This window comes from Psychroflexus salarius, from assembly GCF_900129035.1.
In the GTDB taxonomy this organism is placed as follows: domain Bacteria; phylum Bacteroidota; class Bacteroidia; order Flavobacteriales; family Flavobacteriaceae; genus Psychroflexus; species Psychroflexus salarius.
Window position 1 is genome coordinate 1 of sequence record NZ_FQTW01000009.1, and the last position, 18,103, is coordinate 18,103.

The 18,103-nt window shown below is 33.7% G+C and carries 19 protein-coding genes; 10 read left to right on the forward strand and 9 right to left on the reverse strand.

Going from position 1 to position 18,103, the window contains the following annotated elements; translation table 11 throughout:
- The first annotated feature begins 299 nt into the window (after nt 1-299).
- Nucleotides 300-1,241 carry a T9SS type A sorting domain-containing protein gene (locus BUB82_RS09970; protein ID WP_073193478.1) on the forward strand — a complete coding sequence of 314 codons (942 nt, stop codon included), beginning with the start codon at nt 300-302 and terminating at the stop codon, nt 1,239-1,241.
- 38 nt (nt 1,242-1,279) lie between these two features.
- Here BUB82_RS09970 and BUB82_RS09975 read toward each other — a convergent pair whose 3' ends face one another.
- Both BUB82_RS09975 and BUB82_RS09980 read right to left on the reverse strand, forming a co-directional pair.
- Nucleotides 1,280-2,530 carry an aspartate kinase gene (locus BUB82_RS09975; protein WP_073193479.1) on the reverse strand — a complete coding sequence of 417 codons (1,251 nt, stop codon included), beginning with the start codon at nt 2,528-2,530 and terminating at the stop codon, nt 1,280-1,282.
- Between the two features lie 17 nt (nt 2,531-2,547).
- A complete protein-coding gene (locus tag BUB82_RS09980; protein ID WP_073193480.1) occupies nt 2,548-3,021 on the reverse strand; it encodes a GNAT family N-acetyltransferase in 474 nt (157 codons plus the stop codon).
- Nucleotides 3,022-3,127: 106 nt separating this feature from the next.
- Between BUB82_RS09980 and fbp the strand changes: the two genes are divergently transcribed.
- The gene (fbp, locus tag BUB82_RS09985) at nt 3,128-4,147 is read left to right on the forward strand and encodes a class 1 fructose-bisphosphatase (RefSeq protein ID WP_073193481.1); all 1,020 of its coding nucleotides are present in this window, start codon (nt 3,128-3,130) and stop codon (nt 4,145-4,147) included.
- Nucleotides 4,148-4,321: 174 nt separating this feature from the next.
- Here fbp and BUB82_RS09990 read toward each other — a convergent pair whose 3' ends face one another.
- Nucleotides 4,322-4,738: a type II toxin-antitoxin system VapC family toxin gene (locus BUB82_RS09990; RefSeq protein WP_073193482.1), complete on the reverse strand. Its 417-nt coding sequence runs from the start codon at nt 4,736-4,738 to the stop codon at nt 4,322-4,324.
- Nucleotides 4,738-4,989 (reverse strand): DUF6364 family protein, encoded by a 252-nt coding sequence (locus BUB82_RS09995; protein ID WP_073193483.1) that lies wholly within the window; start codon nt 4,987-4,989, stop codon nt 4,738-4,740. The genes BUB82_RS09990 and BUB82_RS09995 overlap by 1 nt, the downstream gene beginning before the upstream one ends.
- Before the next feature lie 187 nt (nt 4,990-5,176).
- Here BUB82_RS09995 and BUB82_RS10000 point away from each other — a divergent pair, with 187 nt between their 5' ends.
- The 6 genes from BUB82_RS10000 to lipB all read left to right on the forward strand — a co-directional run bounded on the left by BUB82_RS10000 (nt 5,177) and on the right by lipB (nt 10,596).
- Nucleotides 5,177-6,958: a tetratricopeptide repeat protein gene (locus BUB82_RS10000; protein ID WP_073193484.1), complete on the forward strand. Its 1,782-nt coding sequence runs from the start codon at nt 5,177-5,179 to the stop codon at nt 6,956-6,958.
- Nucleotides 6,958-7,269, forward strand: a complete 312-nt coding sequence (locus BUB82_RS10005) for a DUF4286 family protein (RefSeq protein WP_073193485.1) — start codon at nt 6,958-6,960, stop codon at nt 7,267-7,269. Before BUB82_RS10000 ends, BUB82_RS10005 begins: the two co-directional genes overlap by 1 nt.
- Nucleotides 7,270-7,273: 4 nt before the next feature.
- Nucleotides 7,274-8,083: a 16S rRNA (adenine(1518)-N(6)/adenine(1519)-N(6))-dimethyltransferase RsmA gene (gene rsmA / locus BUB82_RS10010; protein WP_073193486.1), complete on the forward strand. Its 810-nt coding sequence runs from the start codon at nt 7,274-7,276 to the stop codon at nt 8,081-8,083.
- On the forward strand, nt 8,064-9,413 hold the full coding sequence (gene mgtE / locus BUB82_RS10015) for a magnesium transporter (protein ID WP_073193487.1): 1,350 nt from the start codon (nt 8,064-8,066) through the stop codon (nt 9,411-9,413). Before rsmA ends, mgtE begins: the two co-directional genes overlap by 20 nt.
- On the forward strand, nt 9,414-9,803 hold the full coding sequence (locus tag BUB82_RS10020; protein WP_073193488.1) for an acyl-CoA thioesterase: 390 nt from the start codon (nt 9,414-9,416) through the stop codon (nt 9,801-9,803).
- A gap of 73 nt (nt 9,804-9,876) precedes the next feature.
- Nucleotides 9,877-10,596 (forward strand): lipoyl(octanoyl) transferase LipB, encoded by a 720-nt coding sequence (gene lipB, locus BUB82_RS10025; protein ID WP_073193489.1) that lies wholly within the window; start codon nt 9,877-9,879, stop codon nt 10,594-10,596.
- Here lipB and BUB82_RS10030 read toward each other — a convergent pair.
- Both BUB82_RS10030 and BUB82_RS10035 read right to left on the reverse strand, forming a co-directional pair.
- Nucleotides 10,586-13,030, reverse strand: a complete 2,445-nt coding sequence (locus tag BUB82_RS10030; RefSeq protein WP_073193490.1) for an NHL repeat-containing protein — start codon at nt 13,028-13,030, stop codon at nt 10,586-10,588. The two genes, lipB and BUB82_RS10030, sit on opposite strands and share 11 nt — an antisense overlap.
- Before the next feature lie 81 nt (nt 13,031-13,111).
- A complete protein-coding gene (locus BUB82_RS10035) occupies nt 13,112-13,711 on the reverse strand; it encodes a ribonuclease HII (protein WP_073193491.1) in 600 nt (199 codons plus the stop codon).
- Nucleotides 13,712-13,808: 97 nt separating this feature from the next.
- On the opposite strand from BUB82_RS10035, the gene BUB82_RS10040 reads away from it, so the two are divergent.
- Nucleotides 13,809-15,791 (forward strand): putative porin, encoded by a 1,983-nt coding sequence (locus BUB82_RS10040; RefSeq protein WP_234949782.1) that lies wholly within the window; start codon nt 13,809-13,811, stop codon nt 15,789-15,791.
- An 81-nt stretch (nt 15,792-15,872) separates the two neighbouring features.
- Nucleotides 15,873-17,108, forward strand: coding sequence for a glycosyltransferase family 4 protein (locus BUB82_RS10045; RefSeq protein ID WP_073193493.1), 1,236 nt, complete (start codon nt 15,873-15,875; stop codon nt 17,106-17,108).
- 7 nt (nt 17,109-17,115) lie between these two features.
- Here BUB82_RS10045 and BUB82_RS10050 read toward each other — a convergent pair whose 3' ends face one another.
- The 3 genes from BUB82_RS10050 to BUB82_RS10055 form a co-directional block, all read right to left on the reverse strand.
- Nucleotides 17,116-17,319, reverse strand: coding sequence for a YgaP family membrane protein (locus BUB82_RS10050; RefSeq protein ID WP_073193494.1), 204 nt, complete (start codon nt 17,317-17,319; stop codon nt 17,116-17,118).
- A gap of 92 nt (nt 17,320-17,411) precedes the next feature.
- The gene (locus BUB82_RS11780; protein WP_159432034.1) at nt 17,412-17,585 is read right to left on the reverse strand and encodes a hypothetical protein; all 174 of its coding nucleotides are present in this window, start codon (nt 17,583-17,585) and stop codon (nt 17,412-17,414) included.
- Nucleotides 17,586-17,613: 28 nt separating this feature from the next.
- Entirely contained in the window at nt 17,614-18,099 is a 486-nt protein-coding gene (locus BUB82_RS10055) for a DUF4199 domain-containing protein (RefSeq protein WP_083574514.1), read from the reverse strand.
- Between the last annotated feature and the right edge of the window lie 4 nt (nt 18,100-18,103).

Here is an 18,103-nt window from a genome sequence, read left to right on the forward strand (position 1 = left end):
AAAAAGTACCTCAGGCTCATAATTGTCCAATAGAATTATGAAAATAATCAAATAGTATATTAACCAAAACGGTCAACGCTATTTAGGGAAGGTCAAACTTCCAACTACCAACTACCAACTACCAACTTTAATTTTAATTTTTTTTCTGCCTTTTCTTACATTTTCTCAAGATGATATTTGTGGTATAAGTATCGTGAATGTTCAAAGTCATTCAAGCTCAGATATCAACTGCAATGAGTTTTATCCTTCTAACCAACCATTCTTAACTGACACTAAAAACTCATTAAAAACTAAGCATCATGAAAACCATTATTAAACTATTAATTATTTGCCTGCTTGGGCAAAGCTTGACCAGCTTAGCCCAAACCACTGCGATTCCTGATGAAAATTTTGAACAAGCTCTGATTGATCTTAATATCGATTCAGATGGTATGATTAATGGGCAAGTTTTGACCGCTGATATAGAAACGATTGTAGAATTAGATTTTTCAATTTTGTACGATTCATTTTCTAGTAGTACCATAACAGATTTTACAGGTATTGAGGCGTTTTCAGCACTAGAAATTCTTAACCTATCTAATTTAACTGTTATTCTTTCTGAAGAACAGGCCGGCGTCTTCAATTCAAACTTAAATCTTAGAGAGTTTATAGCCGATACGCAGAGTGCTGATGTTGGCCCATATATTAGCATTGCCTACCTAGATTTTAGTAATCTTAATCATCTAGAATATATTAGTTTAGAGACTAGTTTTCAGCTTAATTCCATCAACCTAAATAACCCTAATTCTTCTTATGAAAACTTAACCATAGATTTAGATCACGAATATTGGGATCCGCCAAACACTTATTCGGTTTGTATCAATGTTAGTGATGCCCAAGCGGCTTCGTCAAATCAGTTTCCATATAATACTTGGACCATAATTACACCTGCACCAGATGTGAATGGCTATGTTTTTAGGGATTATAATTTTTCATCGACTTGTAATTTATCGACAACAGCTTTTGAGCGTTTAAGTGCGCTATCGGTTTATCCCAACCCTGTGCAAGATCAATTATGGCTAAAGAACCCTACAAATCTAGACATCAATAAAGCTGAAATTTATACTATTTCAGGACAAATGATTAAAAAAGTTGAAGTCGTAGATAGGTTTATAGATGTAGAGTTATTAGATACAGGTGTTTATTTTGTAAAGCTTTATAGTGCTCAAACTTCAAAGACATTTAAAGTCTTAAAACAATAGCCATTATTCCAATCTATTAAAGCAGTAGTGCTAAAAGCTTAGTTCACCACTAATTGTACGGTTTCTCGCGTTACTTGTTTTAAGAGCACAGATTTATCTTTTTCAATCCGTTGTATGGCGGCATCATTAAAATGTCTAATGGTAAATAACGATACGTCTTTATTGTAAGTCACTTTAAACTTAGCTTTTAATTCTCCAATTAATTTATCGACATTATTAAATTTATTATCCACGCAAACCGAAAATGAAATGGCTGAATTCTGAATTAAATCGACTTTAATTTGATAACGGTGGAACAAGGCAAAAATTTCAGAAATATTTTCTTCCACAAAAAATGAAAAATCTAAACTAGATAGCGATAATAACACCAAATTAGGCTTGACGATATAACACGGGACTAAAGGTTGAATTTGCTCTCCTTTTTGAACGCAAGTTCCTTTATCTGTTGGATTGAAAAATGATTTAACCAACAAAGGAATTTCTTTTTTCTGCAAGGGTTGAAGTGTTTTCGGGTGAATGACCGATGCCCCATAAAACGCAAGTTCAATCGCTTCTTCGTAAGAAATTTGATGTAAAAGTTGTGTGTTGTTAAATACATTTGGGTCACCATTAAGCACGCCAGGCACATCTTTCCAAATCGTTACACTTTCAGCATTTAAACAGTATGCAAAAATCGCTGCCGTATAGTCACTACCTTCACGACCTAAAGTTGTGGTAAAGTTATGTTGGTCTGAGCCAATAAAACCTTGTGTAATATTTAATTCACTCGTATCTACATGAGCATTAATTTTTTCTTGGGTGCGTTCCCAATTTACGCCTGCATCGCGATAAACACTTGTCGTATCAATTAAATTTCTGCAGTCGTGCCAAGTGTTGGCAATGCTAAGACTATTTAAAAATTGACTCACAATACTCGTGCTAATTAATTCGCCAAAACTTACGACTTGATCATATACAAAATCATAATTAGGCGATTTATTGCGATCTAAAAAAATGCGCAATTCATCAAAAAAATAATTCACTTTGGTGTAAGCTGGGTGCGACTTAGATTCAAATAAATCATTTAAAATTTGGTGATGTTTCTGCTTTAAGTCTGTGATGGCTTGGTCAAGTTTTTGATCATGATCAAAATACAGTTTAACAATATGTTCTAAGGCGTTAGTGGTTTTTCCCATCGCCGAAACCACCAATAACTTTTGGTCGGTTCCTGTAAGTTTTAAAACTTCAGCGACATTTCTAACACCTGCAGCATCTTTTACCGATGCGCCACCAAACTTAAAAATTTGCATAATTATGATTTAATAGACTATAAGTTAATATTTTTAATTTGAGCTTCATCTAATTGAACCGTTCGCCACTCTTTAAACACGGTTGCTCCATAAGACTCATAAAATTCGATAGCGTTTGAATTCCAATCTAAAACAACCCATTCTACACGTTTAATAGCATTGGTTTTAGCATGTAAAATAAGCGCTTCAAGCAAAGCCTTGCCGATGCCTTTACCGCGTTGAGATTGCGTCACAATTAAATCTTCTAAATGATAAGTTTCGCCTTTCCAAGTTGAAAATCTGGGATAAAATAAAGCCATTCCTACAATAGTGGCATCAATTTCAGCTACAAAACATTTAAATAACGCATCTTTACCGAAGCCGTAGGTTTTTAAATCATCTACACTAACTTCAACGGCATTGGGTTCGTTTTCAAATTCAGCTAACTCTTTAATTAAATTCAGCACTTGTGGCATGTCTTCAGCTGTTGCAAGTCGTATTTGAAATTCCATCTAACTTATTTTCAAGCAAAAATACGTTGTGTGAAATAAAAACATTCTTAAATCGGATATAAAAGCGGTTTTTTCCTATTTTTGCTGAAACTACAACGTTTTCGTAATGAAAAAAGCTAACCAAACCCTCGGTGAATTTATCATCGAAAATCAAAAGTCATTTAAGTACACTTCGGGCGAATTATCCCGATTAATCAACTCCATTAGGCTCGCCGCTAAAGTGGTGAATCACGAAGTTAATAAAGCCGGATTGGTCGATATTACAGGCAATGCAGGTGAAACCAATGTACAAGGTGAAGACCAGCAAAAGCTTGACGTTTATGCCAACGAACGCTTTATACAAACCTTAATTAACCGTGAAATTGTTTGTGGTATTGCTTCTGAAGAAAACGACGATTATATTACGATTCAAGGTCAAAATGAAGCGCACGATAACAAGTATGTTGTTTTGATGGATCCGCTTGATGGTAGCTCTAATATTGATGTTAATGTGTCGGTAGGCACTATTTTTTCAATTTATCGCCGTAAATCACCAGTTGGCCAACCCGTTGAAATAGACGATTTTCTTCAGCCAGGTAACCAACAAGTGGCGGCTGGCTATATTATTTATGGCACTTCAACCATGTTAGTGTACACGACTGGTCATGGTGTTAATGGGTTTACTTTAAACCCAGCGATTGGAACTTACTATTTGTCACATCCTAACATGCAATTTCCAAAAGAAGGCAATATCTATTCGATTAACGAAGGTAATTATGTGCATTTTCCACAAGGTGTTAAAGATTATATTAAATATTGCCAAGCTGAAGTTGAGTCTGACAACAGACCTTACACTTCGCGCTACATAGGAAGTTTAGTGTCCGATTTTCATCGAAATATGATTAAAGGTGGCATTTATATGTATCCAAAAACAGCTAAAGCGCCACAGGGTAAGTTACGCTTATTGTATGAGTGTAATCCTATGGCTTTTATTGCTGAGCAAGCTGGCGGTAAAGCTTCTGATGGTTATCAACGTATTTTAGATATACAACCGACTAAACTACATGAGCGTGTGCCCTTTTTCTGTGGAACGCAATCGATGGTCAATAAAGCAGAAGAATTTATGGCTAACTATAAAAACGATTAGTTTTTCGATTGAGATCAAGTTTCAGTTGAAGTTTTTGGACTAGGGTTTAACATCGCAAGTGCTTAAAAAAGCTTAATTTAACACAAAGCGAAAATTAAGCACTAATTTAAAAATTCCTACTGAAGTTTTAATTCAGGATTACTAACAAACTTACTGAAAGCACTATATGCGCTGTTAGCCACTTCCTTTCAAATATGTTTCTGGTGTCAATACTGCTAAACCACTATTTTTAAAATCTTTTATATTTCTAGTCAGAATAATATTGATCTTTCCATTTTGGATAGCAGAAAAATTTTGTAAAGCATCTTCAAAATCTTTAAACTTTGAATTAAGAGCATCCAAAACAACTTCCTTGTTCATTTCTGTAATTTCAATTATGTTTAAAAGCTGTTTTATTTTTTCTATTATCAATTGATGGCTTGCCGTCTTTCTTAACAGATAATAAACATTACAGATTATAACTGGTGTTGTAAATCCGTTTACTTTTTTCTCTTCGCATCGATTTAAAATTTCTGTGGCAAATTCAGCAAAAGGTTCACGGTCAAAGAAAAAATCCAATATTACATCGGTATCAATTAAAACCTTATCCATTACAAATATTTTTCTTCTAATCGGTTTCTGAGATCTTTTTTATAATCCATATTTTTAGGCATTTTAAAAGAGCCTTTTAAAGATTTTACGATAGGATTTAATTTTTTTAGTTCCTTAGCTTTTTCTTCTTTTGTTAGGATTTTAAGATAGTTTTCTATAATATCAGATAAACTCCTGTTTTTATTCTTAGCATATTCTTTTGCTCTTTGGATAATTTCTTGCTCTATTGTCAAAGTGAGTTTTGTGTTCATTTTTGATAACTTGAAATGATTAATAAAACAAAGATAAGAATTTACTTTATTGTACGTGTTATTTTTTATTATTTTACACGTTTATATCATCTTGTGGCTAACGATAAAAAATAATTATCTTATTTAGACTATTTGGTATAACTAGGGTTTAACATCGCAAGTGATTAAAAAAGCTTAATTTAGCGATATGCGAAATTTAAGCTTCATATTATTACTTTTTTTAGTCAATCTAGCTTGGACTCAAAATGCTAATTTGGCTCAAAATTATTTAGACCAAGGTCAATATGAAAAAGCCTTAGCTGTATACGAACAACTTCTTGAAGAAAATCCTAGAAATCAAAAATTTCTGTTAGGATTAGTCGAGGCTCATAAAAATTTAGAACAACTTCAAGCCGCCAAAAAAGCGCTTAAAACTTACCTCAATCGGCCAGGTAATTATCCTAATATAGAAGTTGAACTCGGCTATTTGTTCGATCAAGAACAACAAATCGATTCGGCAAAAATATATTACCAATCAGCTTTAGCTAAGGTCTCTGAGCGTCCTAATTATGCTTATATTGTTGGAAAAGCCTTTCAAAATTACGGACTTTTAAAATATGCTGAAGAAACCTACGAAATTGCTCAGAGCATTCGGCCATCAACTAATTTTTCAATTCAATTAGCACGCATCTATGGTGAGCAAAGCAAGTTTGAGAAAATGTTTACAAGTTATGTTGATATAATTGAAAAAAATGCGCGTTATTTTAAAATGCTAAGCCCAAGGTTTTCTGATTTTATCACCAAAGACCCTAACAATAAAGCCAATTTAGCCTTTAAAACCGTTTTATTACAACGTAACCAAAATGAACCTAGAAAGCTGTATAACGAAATGTTAAGCTGGCTGTTTGTGCAACAAGGCGATTTAAATTTAGCATTTTTACAAGAAAAAGCCATTTATGCCAGAAGCCAAACCAAACAGCTCAATAATATTTTTGAACTTGGACAAATTGCTTTTGAACAAGAAGATTACAGTCTAGCCAAACAAATTTTTAAAGAAGTTCAAGCCAAAACCAATCAACCTGTTTTGTTTTACCGCAGCGCTAGGTATTTATTAAAATTACTTCAATTTAACCCAGAAAATTCAGCTGAAACTATCAACCAAGCTTATCAAGATTTTTTTACAGCTGAGAAAATTTCAGCTTTAACACATGCCATTTATCTCGATTGGGCCAAATTCATAGCTAATCAATTACAAAATCCGGTACGTGCCATTAATTTACTAGATGAGGTTATTTCGTCACAAATTCGCCCTTCACAAATGGCATCAACAAAATTGTTAAAAGGTGATTTGTTACGCTTAGAAGGGCAATTTAATCAAGCTTTATTGCTGTATGCACAAGTAGAAAAATTAGTACCTAACTCAGATGAAGCTCGAGAGGCTAAGTTTAAAACTGCTCAAACCAGTTACTTTCAAGGCGATTTTGATTGGGCTTTAACGCAACTCGATGTCTTAAAACAATCAGTATCGCAACGCATGGCGAATGATGCCTTAGAGTTGGCCTTGCATATTCGCGAAAATTCTTATTTAGATTCTACCCAAACCGATTTAAAGCGCGTCGCTCAAGCCGATTTGTTAAGAAGTCAACAGCGCTACAAAAGTGCCATTGATACCTTGCAAAAGGTTCTAGAATCTTATAAAGATGTCGCTATAGCAGATGAAGCCTTGTATCGATTGGGTTTAAATTTTGAAAGTTTGTTTAACTTTGAAGCCGCTGCAGAAGCTTACAACCAATTGGTGACCGATTATCCTGATAGTATTTTAGCTGATAATGCCTTATTTGCACTAGGTTTAATTTATCGCGATCAGCTTAACGCGACTGAAAAGGCTAAATCAAAATTTGAACAAATTATTTTTAATCATCCCGATAGTATTTACTTTGTTGAAGCTAGAGAAATTTTTAGAACTTTGCGCGGCGATAAAATTGAATAATGATGTTTATTTACAATATTACAATGCAGGTTGAAGCTTCTGTACATCAAGATTGGTATAACTGGGTAAACACCAGTTTTATCCCTGAAATGCTATCGACTAAAAAATTTACCAAAGCGGTTTTAAGCGAGGTTTTACAAGATGAAAATCAGGATAGCTTTACTTATTCAGTGCAGTTTTTTGTGCCAACTGAAACACATTTAGAAGCGTATAAACAGGCTTACGCCTCAAAAATTGAAGCCAAAATTAGCTTGTTTAAAACACGCGTTGTTAGTTTTAGCTCAACTCTAAAAATTATAGACCAACATTAAGTTTATGCAAGTAAAAGCAAAAAAACACCTCGGGCAACATTTTTTAAAAGATCTAAATATTGCTCAACAAATCGCCGATAGCTTGAGTTATTCGGGTTATAAACATTTGGTTGAAATTGGTCCTGGTATGGGTGTTTTAACACAGTTTTTACTTTCAAAACCAGTGAACTTAGTGGCAATGGATGTCGATCGTGAATCAATTGCCTATCTTAATACTAATTTCAGAGCACAATTTTCTAAAGCTGAAATTAATCAGGATTTTGAAGTTGTAAATGCTGATTTCTTAAATGATGACTTAGTTGAGCGTTTTCAAGCTGAAGAATTTGCGGTTATTGGGAATTTTCCTTACAACATTTCAACACAAATTGTATTTAAAACTATAGAGTTACATGCTTATATTCCAGAGTTTGCTGGCATGTTTCAAAAAGAAGTCGCACAACGCATTTGTGCTGGTCCAGGAAGTAAAACCTATGGGATTACTTCAGTTTTAACGCAGGCCTTTTACGATACAGAATATTTATTTACTGTAAAGCCTAATGTTTTTAATCCGCCACCAAAAGTCGATTCAGGCGTACTTCGACTTGTCAGAAAAGCAAATTATCAACTTGAATGTGATCAAAAGTTGTTGTTTAAGGTGGTTAAAACCGCTTTCAATCAGCGCCGAAAAACAATCCGAAACAGTTTAAAAACACTTCAATTATCAGCGGATTTGACTTCAAACCCTATATTTAATAAACGCCCAGAACAGCTTAGTGTTTCAGAATTTATAGAATTAACAAAAAAAATCGACGAAGATGCAGTTTCAAATCAGTAAAGACTTTGTTGAAAAAATTCAACTTCTTGTTGAAGAGCATAATAATGATGAACTATTACTGCATTTAGAAGAATTACACCACGCCGATATTGCCGAAATTTTAGATGAATTAAGTCTTGATGAAGCAACTTATATCATTAAACTATTAGATTCAGATAAAACGGCTGAAGTCTTAATGGAAATTGATGAAGATGATCGGGAAAAAGTGCTTCAAAACTTAAATGCGCAAGAAATTGCCGATGAGATTGAAGAAATGGATACCGATGATGCAGCCGATATTATTGCCGAGCTTGACCGCGATATTCAGCAAGAAGTCATTAACAATATTACAGACCGAGACCACGCTAAAGATATTATTGAGCTATTGCGTTATGATGAAGACTCAGCAGGTGGTTTAATGGCTAAAGAGTTAATTAAAGTTAATGAAAATTGGAGCGTTACTGGTTGTATGGAAGAAATGCGCTCTCAAGGAGAGAATGTAACTCGTGTCCATTCAATTTACGTCGTTGATAATAAAGGTAAACTTAAAGGCCGACTGTCTTTAAAAGATTTAATCACCGCTCCAAAAGATGCTCATATAGCTGACGTTTATATTACAAAAGTAGATTATGTAAATGTGCATACAACTGGTGAAGAAGTTGCCAGAATCATGCAAAAATATGACTTAGAAGCGATTCCTGTTGTAGATGAATTAGGAAGGTTAGTTGGTCGTGTTACCATTGATGACATTGTTGATTTTATTCGAGAAGAAGCTGAAAAAGATTACCAAATGGCTGCTGGTATTTCTGAAGATGTTCAAGCCGATGATGGTTTAATACAACTTACACGCGCACGTTTACCTTGGTTAATTTTAGGCTTATTAGGTGGTTTAGGTGCTGTTTATGTGATGCAAGGTTTTGATGAAGCTTTAAAAGATTATCAGGTTCTATTTTTCTTTACACCTTTAATTGCAGCGATGGCTGGTAATGTTGGCGTACAATCTAGTGCAATAATTGTTCAAGGTTTAGCCAACGATTCTTTGAAAGAAAGCTTATTTAGTCGATTATTAAAAGAGGTTAGCTTGGGCTTAATAAATGGTATTGCTTTAGGCTTATTGGTTATGGTTTTTGGGTTTATAACAGCTTTACCACAATTAGTTAGTATTACTGTTGCAGTTTCTATTTTATCAGTGATTTTAGTGGCGGCTTTAATTGGAACTTTTGTCCCTATTATTTTACATAAGCGCGGTATTGACCCAGCTATTGCAACAGGACCTTTTATTACGACTAGTAATGATATTTTCGGTATTTTTTTATTCTTCTATATCTCAAAACTCATACTTGGTTTTTAGGTGAAGGCTAAAAAATTCACATACAACTATCAAATTACTTCTACTGACTTAGATGAACTCAATCACTTAAATAATATTCGGTCGATTGAGCTAATTTTAGATGCAGCAAAGCAACATTGGGAGCAGTTAGCTTCAACTAAGCTGAAGTCAGAGTTTGCCTGGTTTTTAGTTGAACACCACATCAAGTATAAATCTCAAGGTTTTTTAGGTGATCAATTAAAGCTTGTGACTTGGGTTGAAAACACATCTGCTATAAAATCAGTTAGAATTGTTGAAGTTTATCGTGATGATACACTTCTAACAACTTCAACCACAACTTGGTGTTTGGTTAATCAAGCAACTAAAACTTTAAGTAAAATTCCACCTGAGATTTTAAGCTTGTTCGATTAAACCTCATAAGCTTTCTTTAAAATGAAATCTAAACTCAATTTAAGATACTTACCTTTGTACTTCAATTTTAGTTATGAGTAAAGATGTCATTTTTCAAGATTTAGCATTACGTGATTATAAAGAAACTTGGGACTACCAAGAAGATTTATTTCAGCAGATACTTGATATAAAAATTAAAAATAGGCGAGAAAATACGCAATTACCTACTCAAAATCACCTGTTATTTGTTGAGCATCCGCATGTGTACACTTTAGGTAAAAGTGGCGATTTAAAAAATTTGCTTTTAAACGAAGCTCAGCTCAAAGAAAAAAACGCAACATTTTATAAAATTAATCGCGGAGGCGACATCACTTATCACGGTCCAGGACAATTGGTAGGTTACCCTATTTTAGATCTTGAAAACTTTTTTACTGATATACATCGCTACTTAAGAACTTTAGAAGAAGTGATTATTTTAACACTAAAAGATTATGGTTTAAAAGCCGAACGAAGTAAAGGTGAAACAGGCGTTTGGCTTGATGTAGGAACACCATTTGCGCGTAAAATTTGCGCTATGGGTGTTCGCGCATCTCGTTGGGTTACCATGCATGGTTTTGCGCTTAATGCTAATGCTGATTTAGGTTATTTTGATAATATTGTGCCTTGCGGAATTCAAGATAAAGCGGTTACTTCATTAAACGTAGAGCTTGGTGAAAAAGAGGTAAACATCAATGAAGTTAAAACTAAAGTTAAGCATTATTTTGAAGATTTATTTGAAGCTCAATTAACCCGAAAAACTTCAACTAATCGCTAAATTGATAAACTAAAATTGATTGCTCGTCACCTTGAGTTATAAATTCGTATTGATTTGGTGCTAGTTCACGTAATTCAATTTCAGAAGTAGCATAAATAGGGAAGCCATCTATTAATTCGCCCTCACTATTTAGTAAATATAGTTGCTGGCTCTGCTCATCAACCACCGAAATAAAAACAGTATTGCGCATTTCATGTAGCTTAGGCCTGAGATACAAGCCATAATCTAACTGAACTTCTTCTGTGTTAATTTGAAGTTTATTTTCAGACAAACTCACATAATGCTGTTTATTGGCAGTAAAATAGTGATTACTAAACCAATTTTGAGGACTCAAATTAACTTTGCCATCAGTCTCTATAGTGACCAATTCACTATTATTTGATGTTCCTATAAATTGGTTACCAAATTTATAAAAAGCATTGTTACTTGGTACAAACTTTTGGTTTGGTTTAACGCGAATGTCTCCGGTTCGATCTAAAATAAAAAGCTGATTTTCAGTTTGGGCTAAAATATAGTCTTTTGAATCAATTCTAATGTGTTTTGGTGCTTGTGTAATATTTGATTTAGGAACTTTAAACTCAAAACCTTTCACAAGTTTAGCATCTTTATTATATATTTTTATTTGGCTACCTTGTGTCACCACAAATCGGTGGCGACCATTATTGCTGTAATCAAATAATTGTAATCCTTTTGTGATGGGTTGTTTAAAACTTATAGGAAAACGACTAACCTCATTGCCATTTTTATCTAAAACATAAAGCTTATTTTGGGTTGTGAAAGCCAGTTGTAAACGTGTATTTTTATAAATATCAAGGCTTTTAATTTTGCCAACAATTTTACTGTCGAGTTGTTTTTGCCAAATTTCACGACCTTTAGAGTCAATAAGATGCAACACATTAGCTTGATCTTGGTATACAATGTCATGTTGTTGTGTACGCCAGTTAACAAAGTATTGCGGTGGCATTGCTAAGTTGTGCTGCTGTTTTAATCGATTAACCTTTAAACTAGTTTTAGAAGAATTTACCGCAGATTGACTGTAAGCATTGACTAAAGTATACTGGTCTTGGAGGTCTAGCTGAATTAAACTTAAATTAAAACCCTTAGGTTGAAGTTGTTTCCATGCGTTTGGGTGTTCTTGACTAATTGAAGCTAAATGCGGTAATAAATTTTCATTTAAGCTGCCCAGTTGAAGTGTGTAAGAAGATTTTAATTGATCGCGGCTGTCTTTAAAGTAATCGGTTTCAGCTAAAGTGGCATTATTTTTTATATTGACTAAGGTATTTTCTAAGGTTTCTAGATCTTTGCTAAATAAAAAATGTCCTTTAAATTTGGTTACAAATTTTGGTGTAAAATTTTTAATTAATGGGCTAAAGTGGGTGAATGCATCAAACTTATCTAATTCATAAATTTGTTCACCTCTAAAACCTTCATTAGGTTTTAAGTCATTTAAAAACTGCTCTTCAAAGCCAAGTACATCTTTTGGCATATAATCTATACAAATCGATGTATTAGTATAAGTAACACTTAGATCAGCCGGAAAATCTTCAATGGGGTGAGAGATGATTTCGCTTGTATAGCCTAGGTTTCTTCGGCGGTCTTGAAAACTTTTAAAATCAGATATGCTAAAATTGTAAAAATAAGTTGAATTTAACGGGATAGCTTCAGCAAATTTTGTGCTATTGTTAAGCTCATCACCTAAAACTTCAATTAAAACTTGTTGACCATCAGAAGGTAAAATAACACCATTAGCCATGATATCTTCAGTGTTAATTTCTAAATCTAAAACAGCCCATTCACCTAATTCACCATAAACTGAAGCAGAGCTTTTAAACAGATGTTGGTGGAGTTGTGGGAGTCGCGTTAGGTTTACAAACAGAGAATGTTGACTATTGCTACTTGCTTTTAAGGCTTTATAAAAACTCGCTTCTAGCTTAATATTATTATTGTGACTGCGAATAATATTTTCTAGCGTTAAACGCGAACTACTTATAAGTTTTATGTTATTAAGTTGCGTACTATAAAATGAGTCATTATCAATGCTAATTTCATTTAAATTAGTTCCGTCGTACTTTAAACTTTTTTGGTTGTTAATCAAACCTGTTTTAACGAGTGTTTCGGTTGAGTTGGTTATAAATGTATAGGCAAAACTATCACTGCCAATGCTAGAAATGCTTAACATTCCACCTAAACCTGAATTAACATGAGACAACAATTGAAGTTGTTGCTGAAGGTCAATAATCAATTTATTGTCAAGATTTTGCTTAATGAAGCTGTTAGTCGACAAATCGGTTTGAAGCTGCTTAACCGTTTCAAATTCAAAAACCAAGATACTTTTTGGTGGTAATGCATCAGCTAAAGCAATGGTTTTTGTAGATGTTGAGTTGCTACAACTTATTAAAAGTATAACTAGAATTAATTGAAAAAGCCTTAACATAATACTTATAATTAATCAACAAATTTACACATTCAAATTGCAATTTGGTCTGATATTAAACAGCATTTTAAGTCAACTTTTTTAAAAATCAAGACTCAATTGTTCCGGTAATAACTTAAAGCTTTTTCTGTGGTAGTCAGTTACGCCAAACTGCCTTATAGCATCGCGATGTGATTTTGTAGGGTAACCCATATTTTGTTGCCAAGCGTATTCAGGATGTTGCTGACCGATGTTTAGCATGTAGGCATCACGTGCGGTCTTAGCTAATACTGAAGCCGCAGCAATGTTTAAATATTTTCCATCACCTTTAATTACACATTGATGCATGATGTTTTTATAAGCTTTAAATTTATTTCCATCTACAGCAATAAATTCAGGTTGAGGTTGAAGTTGTTCAATTGCGCGATGCATAGCTAAAATTGAAGCATTTAAAATGTTGATTTCGTCAATTTCAGCCATCATCACATGAGCTATACCATAACTTATGGCTTCTTGTTTTATAAGAGGCTCAAGCTGTTCGCGCTTGGTTTTGCTTAGTTGCTTAGAATCGTTAAGCCATTCGTGTTTAAAATGTTTCGGTAAAATAACAGCAGCTGCAGTTACAGGACCAGCTAGGCAACCACGACCAGCCTCATCGGTACCACATTCAAGCAATTGCTGTTGATATTGAAGTTTAAGCATGATACAAAAATACATTTTATTCTATTTTTATAGCTTGTAAAACAAATCCCAAATGCATTCGTTAAAAATTGGTACTTTTGCGCTTTAATTTTTAATGATGAGGTTACTCTTTTTAGCTGTTTTACTTTTTATCGTAGCTCAAACTTCTGCCCAACGTAAGCTAGGTGGTAACGCTCAAGGAAAAACACCTGTTAAAGGACTTGATATTAATGAGAAAAAGGATGATGATAAAAATAAAAAAGAAATTAAAGATATTGACGTTAGTGTAAGCGATTACAAACAAATTTTAGCCAATGGCGATACGATTAGTTTAGATACGACATTAACTATTCGCAAGTACTATAAATATAATTATTTACGTCGTGATGACTTTGGTTTGTTGCCTTTTCAGAACATTGGGCGCCAATTTAATGCGCTTACTCGTGATTTTAGCACAGTGACACAAAACCCAGAATTCGGCGCCAGTGCAAAGCATTTCAACTTTATGGAAGCTCGTGATATTAGCTATTACCACGTACCAACACCACTTACCGAATTTTATTTTAAAACCGTATTTCAGCAAGGTCAAAATGTTGATGCCTTTTTTACAACTAACATTAAGCCTGAACTTAATTTATCAATCGCCTACAAAGGTTTAAGATCCTTAGGTAATTACCAAAACAGTTTAACGAGTACCGGAAATTTACGGATGACTTTGAGTTATCAATCTAAAGATGAACGTTATTTTGCACGAACACATTTTGTTTCTCAAGATTTAATGAATCAAGAAAATGGTGGAATGACAGCTGAAGCAGTTCAATTTTATATAGATCAGTTGCCTGAATATGATAACCGTTCTTCGGTAGCTATGCAATATGAAAATGCAGAATCAACTTTGTACGGAAAACGCTTCTACGTAGACCAAGCTTATAAATTGAAACCAAGTCTTGACTCGACGTCTTCAGCTGAAGTTACTGCGTTTCATAAGTTGAATTTTTCAGATAAGGAATATCAGTTCCAACAAACAGAAGCCACATCAATTTATGGTGAAGCTTTCGAAAACTCCAATCTTTACGATGAAGTTGAATATCAATATGTTCGCAATCAGTTAGGTCTGAGTTACCAACAGAAATTTTTAGGCAAACTCAGCGGATTTATAGAGCATACCAATTACAATTATGGGTTTAATTCTATTGTACTTCAAGATAACAGCAATATAATACCCAACCGAATTAATGAAGATGTTTTGGCAATAGGTGGCGACTATTTTACACAGTTTGGCAACTTCAATTTTAAGACCAATGCCACACTTAATTTACATGACACCTTCAAAGGTTATGATGTAAATGTATCCTCCAGTTATCAATTAGATTCAACATCTACTGTTTCAGCACGACTAAAAATAAATTCAGCATTGCCAAATTTCAATTTTTTATTGTATCAAAGTGATTATAAAAATTACAATTGGTACAATCCTAATTTTGATAATCAAAACTTACAGCAGTTACAACTTCAGCTTGCATCTGAACGTCTTGGAACTTATAAATTAAGCTATCAGCGCATTGATAATTATACTTATTTCGGATTGATAGATAATCCAGATGCCACAGCAAGTGCAGATACGCTGGTACGGCCAATGCAAAGTGAGGCACAAGTTCAATACCTTAAATTTAAGGTACAAAAAGACTTTAAAGTTGGTAAGTTTGGGTTAGCTAACGATGTGATTTACCAACAAGTTTTGTCTGGCGAATCGGCTTTTCGGGTTCCTGAATTAGTGACACGCCAATCTTTATACTACCAAGATTATTGGTTTAAAAAGGCCTTGTTTTTGCAAACTGGAATCACATTTAATTATTTCACAGATTTTCAATCTAATGCTTACGACCCGATTTTGTCTGAATTTTTTGTCAATAATCAAGATTTTAAAAGCTTTTATACAGCAGACATCTTTTTTAATGCAAAAGTAAGAACGGCAAGAATCTATTTCAAGTTTGAAAATTTTCCAACCATATTTCAAGGAAACACCAACTTTGCAGCACCAAATTATGCCTACCGCGATTTTGTTATACGGTTTGGTTTGGTATGGAATTTATTTTTGTGATAACACTAATTTAATATACTGCGTTACTGAAGTGTTTTGTGCTATGAGACCTAAAGCTTAATTTTACAAAAAAAAGCTTCAATGCCGCAAAAGCAACTTTTAATAATTGGTTATGTTTGGCCAGAACCGAATTCATCTGCGGCCGGAAGTCGCATGATGCAGCTGATTAGCTTATTTTTGAGCAAAGGCTTTAAAATAACTTACGCATCACCAGCAAAAACCACAGATTATACCGAAGATTTAACAAAGCTTGGTGTTGAGATTGCCAATATTAAAGCCAATGATTCTAGTGTAGATCAATTTTTAAAAGCTTTACAACCAACTCATGTATTGTTTGACCGATTTATGATGGAAGAGCAATTTGGATGGCGAGTAGCTGAAGTTGTCCCGGAAGCCATTCGAATTTTAGATACTGAAGATTTACATTTTTTTAGACGAGCAAGACAACAAGCATATAAGTCAAAACAAAGTTTTAAAACCAATTTTTTATTTACAGCTGAAGCTAAACGAGAAATCGCTTCAATTTATCGTTGTGACCTTAGTTTAATTATTTCTCAAGCCGAGTTAAACCTTTTAAAAACACAATTTAAAATAGATAAGCGCTTGTTGTTATACCTTCCTTTTTTAGTAGATTATAAGCGTTTAAAAGAACGAGATTTACCATTATTTCAAGAACGGCAAGATTTTATAAGCATTGGTAATTTTTTACATCCGCCGAATTACGACCAAGTATTATATTTAAAAGAAGATATTTGGCCTTTAATTAAGGCTGAGTTACCTGAAGCAAAGTTGCACGTTTATGGTGCGTACACCTCGCAAAAAGTAGAGCAATTGCACCAAGCATCAGAGGGTTTTTTAATTCATGGTCGCGCTGAACATGCCATAAACACAGTCAAGCATGCTAAAGTATTGCTAGCGCCATTACGATTTGGTGCGGGCTTAAAAGGAAAATTTATTGATAGTATGCGTGCTGGAACGCCTGCAGTAACTACAACCATTGGTGCAGAAGGTTTGTGCGGCGATTTACCTTGGTGTGGCGAAATAGCTAATGAAGCTAAAAGCTTTGCGGAACAAGCAGTAAAATTATATCAAAACGAAAAGCGTTGGCATAAAACACAGTCTAATGGATTTAAATTACTGGAAGAACGCTTTAGGTTGCAAAAATTTAAACCAACCGTGTTTAAACGCTTACAAAAAATTGAAGCAGAATTACATAAACATCGTCAGAATAACTTTGTCGGTCAAATGTTGATGCATCATAGCTTACAAAGTACAAAATATATGTCGCGCTGGATTGAGCTTAAATCTCAAACTTAAGTGAGATTTATTTACGCTTACATGTTTTTACACCTAGAATTGTATAAAGTGGACAAAAACTAATAATGCTCGTCAATACAAATACACCTGCAAAAACAAGTAAAATAACACCTAGCGTTCCAGAAATAATATCCTGCGTAAATAAACCAATAATCACAGCCGCAATTAAAAAGCGCACCAACTTATCGGCAGTTCCCATATTCTTATTCATATTAATTCAATTTAGATTTATAACTAAAGATACGAAAAAATGATAACTTCAGTTTAGATAGCTTTCAGTTGACTAAATACTTCTAAAATCAGCTATTTATTTTTATTTGAAAACTTCTGTTCTGAGTATTGTCCTAAAAAATAAAATCCTAACAAAGGCACAAACATATATTTAGCTGATGCTTCAAGTAAATTTAGCTCGTTTAAGCTTAATAATATAATTGCTATTAAAACAATGGCGATGCTGTTAAAAATGGTTTTGTTCATGATTGTGCTGTTTTTTGAGGAGTTCTATTTAATTTGATTCTTTTTTTTTGAAAAATAAAGCAATAATAGCCGACCAAAATACGCCAGTTGCTAAATTACCAAACATGGCTTGTCTTGTAAACGCTCCCATATTATATAAAGTCTCGGCTGAAGATTGTTCAGTTCCATTTTCAACAGCTGTAATTACGGCTTTATTAAAAAATTCTGGTGATACATATTCACCTAAAACAAAAACGGGAACAGGAGAAAACCCAGCTACAATTCCAGAAAAAATGGCACCTGAAATAAAGGCTTTTCGCCAATCGATTTTGTGATGATATATTTTTTCATTCTTCTCACGAATGCACAGATAAACGATGGCAATAAGTGGTAGGCTTAAAGCCATGGAGTAAATACTGTACATGCCAATACTTTCATCATGCCAACCTAAAGCTTTTTCAGCATAAAGCCAAAGTAAATTGAGCAATGTAAAAAACATTGCCCATTTAAACTCTATTTTAAAATTCTTTATCATTTTG

Excerpts from the sequence above, each read along its gene's own strand:
- BUB82_RS09970 (WP_073193478.1), top strand. The coding sequence starts at position 300 with ATGAAAACCATTATTAAACTATTAATTATTTGCCTGCTTGGGCAAAGC.
- BUB82_RS09975 (WP_073193479.1), bottom strand. The coding sequence starts at position 2,530 with ATGCAAATTTTTAAGTTTGGTGGCGCATCGGTAAAAGATGCTGCAGGT.
- BUB82_RS09980 (WP_073193480.1), bottom strand. The coding sequence starts at position 3,021 with ATGGAATTTCAAATACGACTTGCAACAGCTGAAGACATGCCACAAGTG.
- fbp (WP_073193481.1), top strand. The coding sequence starts at position 3,128 with ATGAAAAAAGCTAACCAAACCCTCGGTGAATTTATCATCGAAAATCAA.
- BUB82_RS09990 (WP_073193482.1), bottom strand. The coding sequence starts at position 4,738 with ATGGATAAGGTTTTAATTGATACCGATGTAATATTGGATTTTTTCTTT.
- BUB82_RS09995 (WP_073193483.1), bottom strand. The coding sequence starts at position 4,989 with ATGAACACAAAACTCACTTTGACAATAGAGCAAGAAATTATCCAAAGA.
- BUB82_RS10000 (WP_073193484.1), top strand. The coding sequence starts at position 5,177 with ATGCGAAATTTAAGCTTCATATTATTACTTTTTTTAGTCAATCTAGCT.
- BUB82_RS10005 (WP_073193485.1), top strand. The coding sequence starts at position 6,958 with ATGATGTTTATTTACAATATTACAATGCAGGTTGAAGCTTCTGTACAT.
- rsmA (WP_073193486.1), top strand. The coding sequence starts at position 7,274 with ATGCAAGTAAAAGCAAAAAAACACCTCGGGCAACATTTTTTAAAAGAT.
- mgtE (WP_073193487.1), top strand. The coding sequence starts at position 8,064 with ATGCAGTTTCAAATCAGTAAAGACTTTGTTGAAAAAATTCAACTTCTT.
- lipB (WP_073193489.1), top strand. The coding sequence starts at position 9,877 with ATGAGTAAAGATGTCATTTTTCAAGATTTAGCATTACGTGATTATAAA.
- BUB82_RS10030 (WP_073193490.1), bottom strand. The coding sequence starts at position 13,030 with ATGTTAAGGCTTTTTCAATTAATTCTAGTTATACTTTTAATAAGTTGT.
- BUB82_RS10035 (WP_073193491.1), bottom strand. The coding sequence starts at position 13,711 with ATGCTTAAACTTCAATATCAACAGCAATTGCTTGAATGTGGTACCGAT.
- BUB82_RS10040 (WP_234949782.1), top strand. The coding sequence starts at position 13,809 with ATGAGGTTACTCTTTTTAGCTGTTTTACTTTTTATCGTAGCTCAAACT.
- BUB82_RS10045 (WP_073193493.1), top strand. The coding sequence starts at position 15,873 with ATGCCGCAAAAGCAACTTTTAATAATTGGTTATGTTTGGCCAGAACCG.
- BUB82_RS10050 (WP_073193494.1), bottom strand. The coding sequence starts at position 17,319 with ATGAATAAGAATATGGGAACTGCCGATAAGTTGGTGCGCTTTTTAATT.
- BUB82_RS11780 (WP_159432034.1), bottom strand. The coding sequence starts at position 17,585 with ATGAACAAAACCATTTTTAACAGCATCGCCATTGTTTTAATAGCAATT.
- BUB82_RS10055 (WP_083574514.1), bottom strand. The coding sequence starts at position 18,099 with ATGATAAAGAATTTTAAAATAGAGTTTAAATGGGCAATGTTTTTTACA.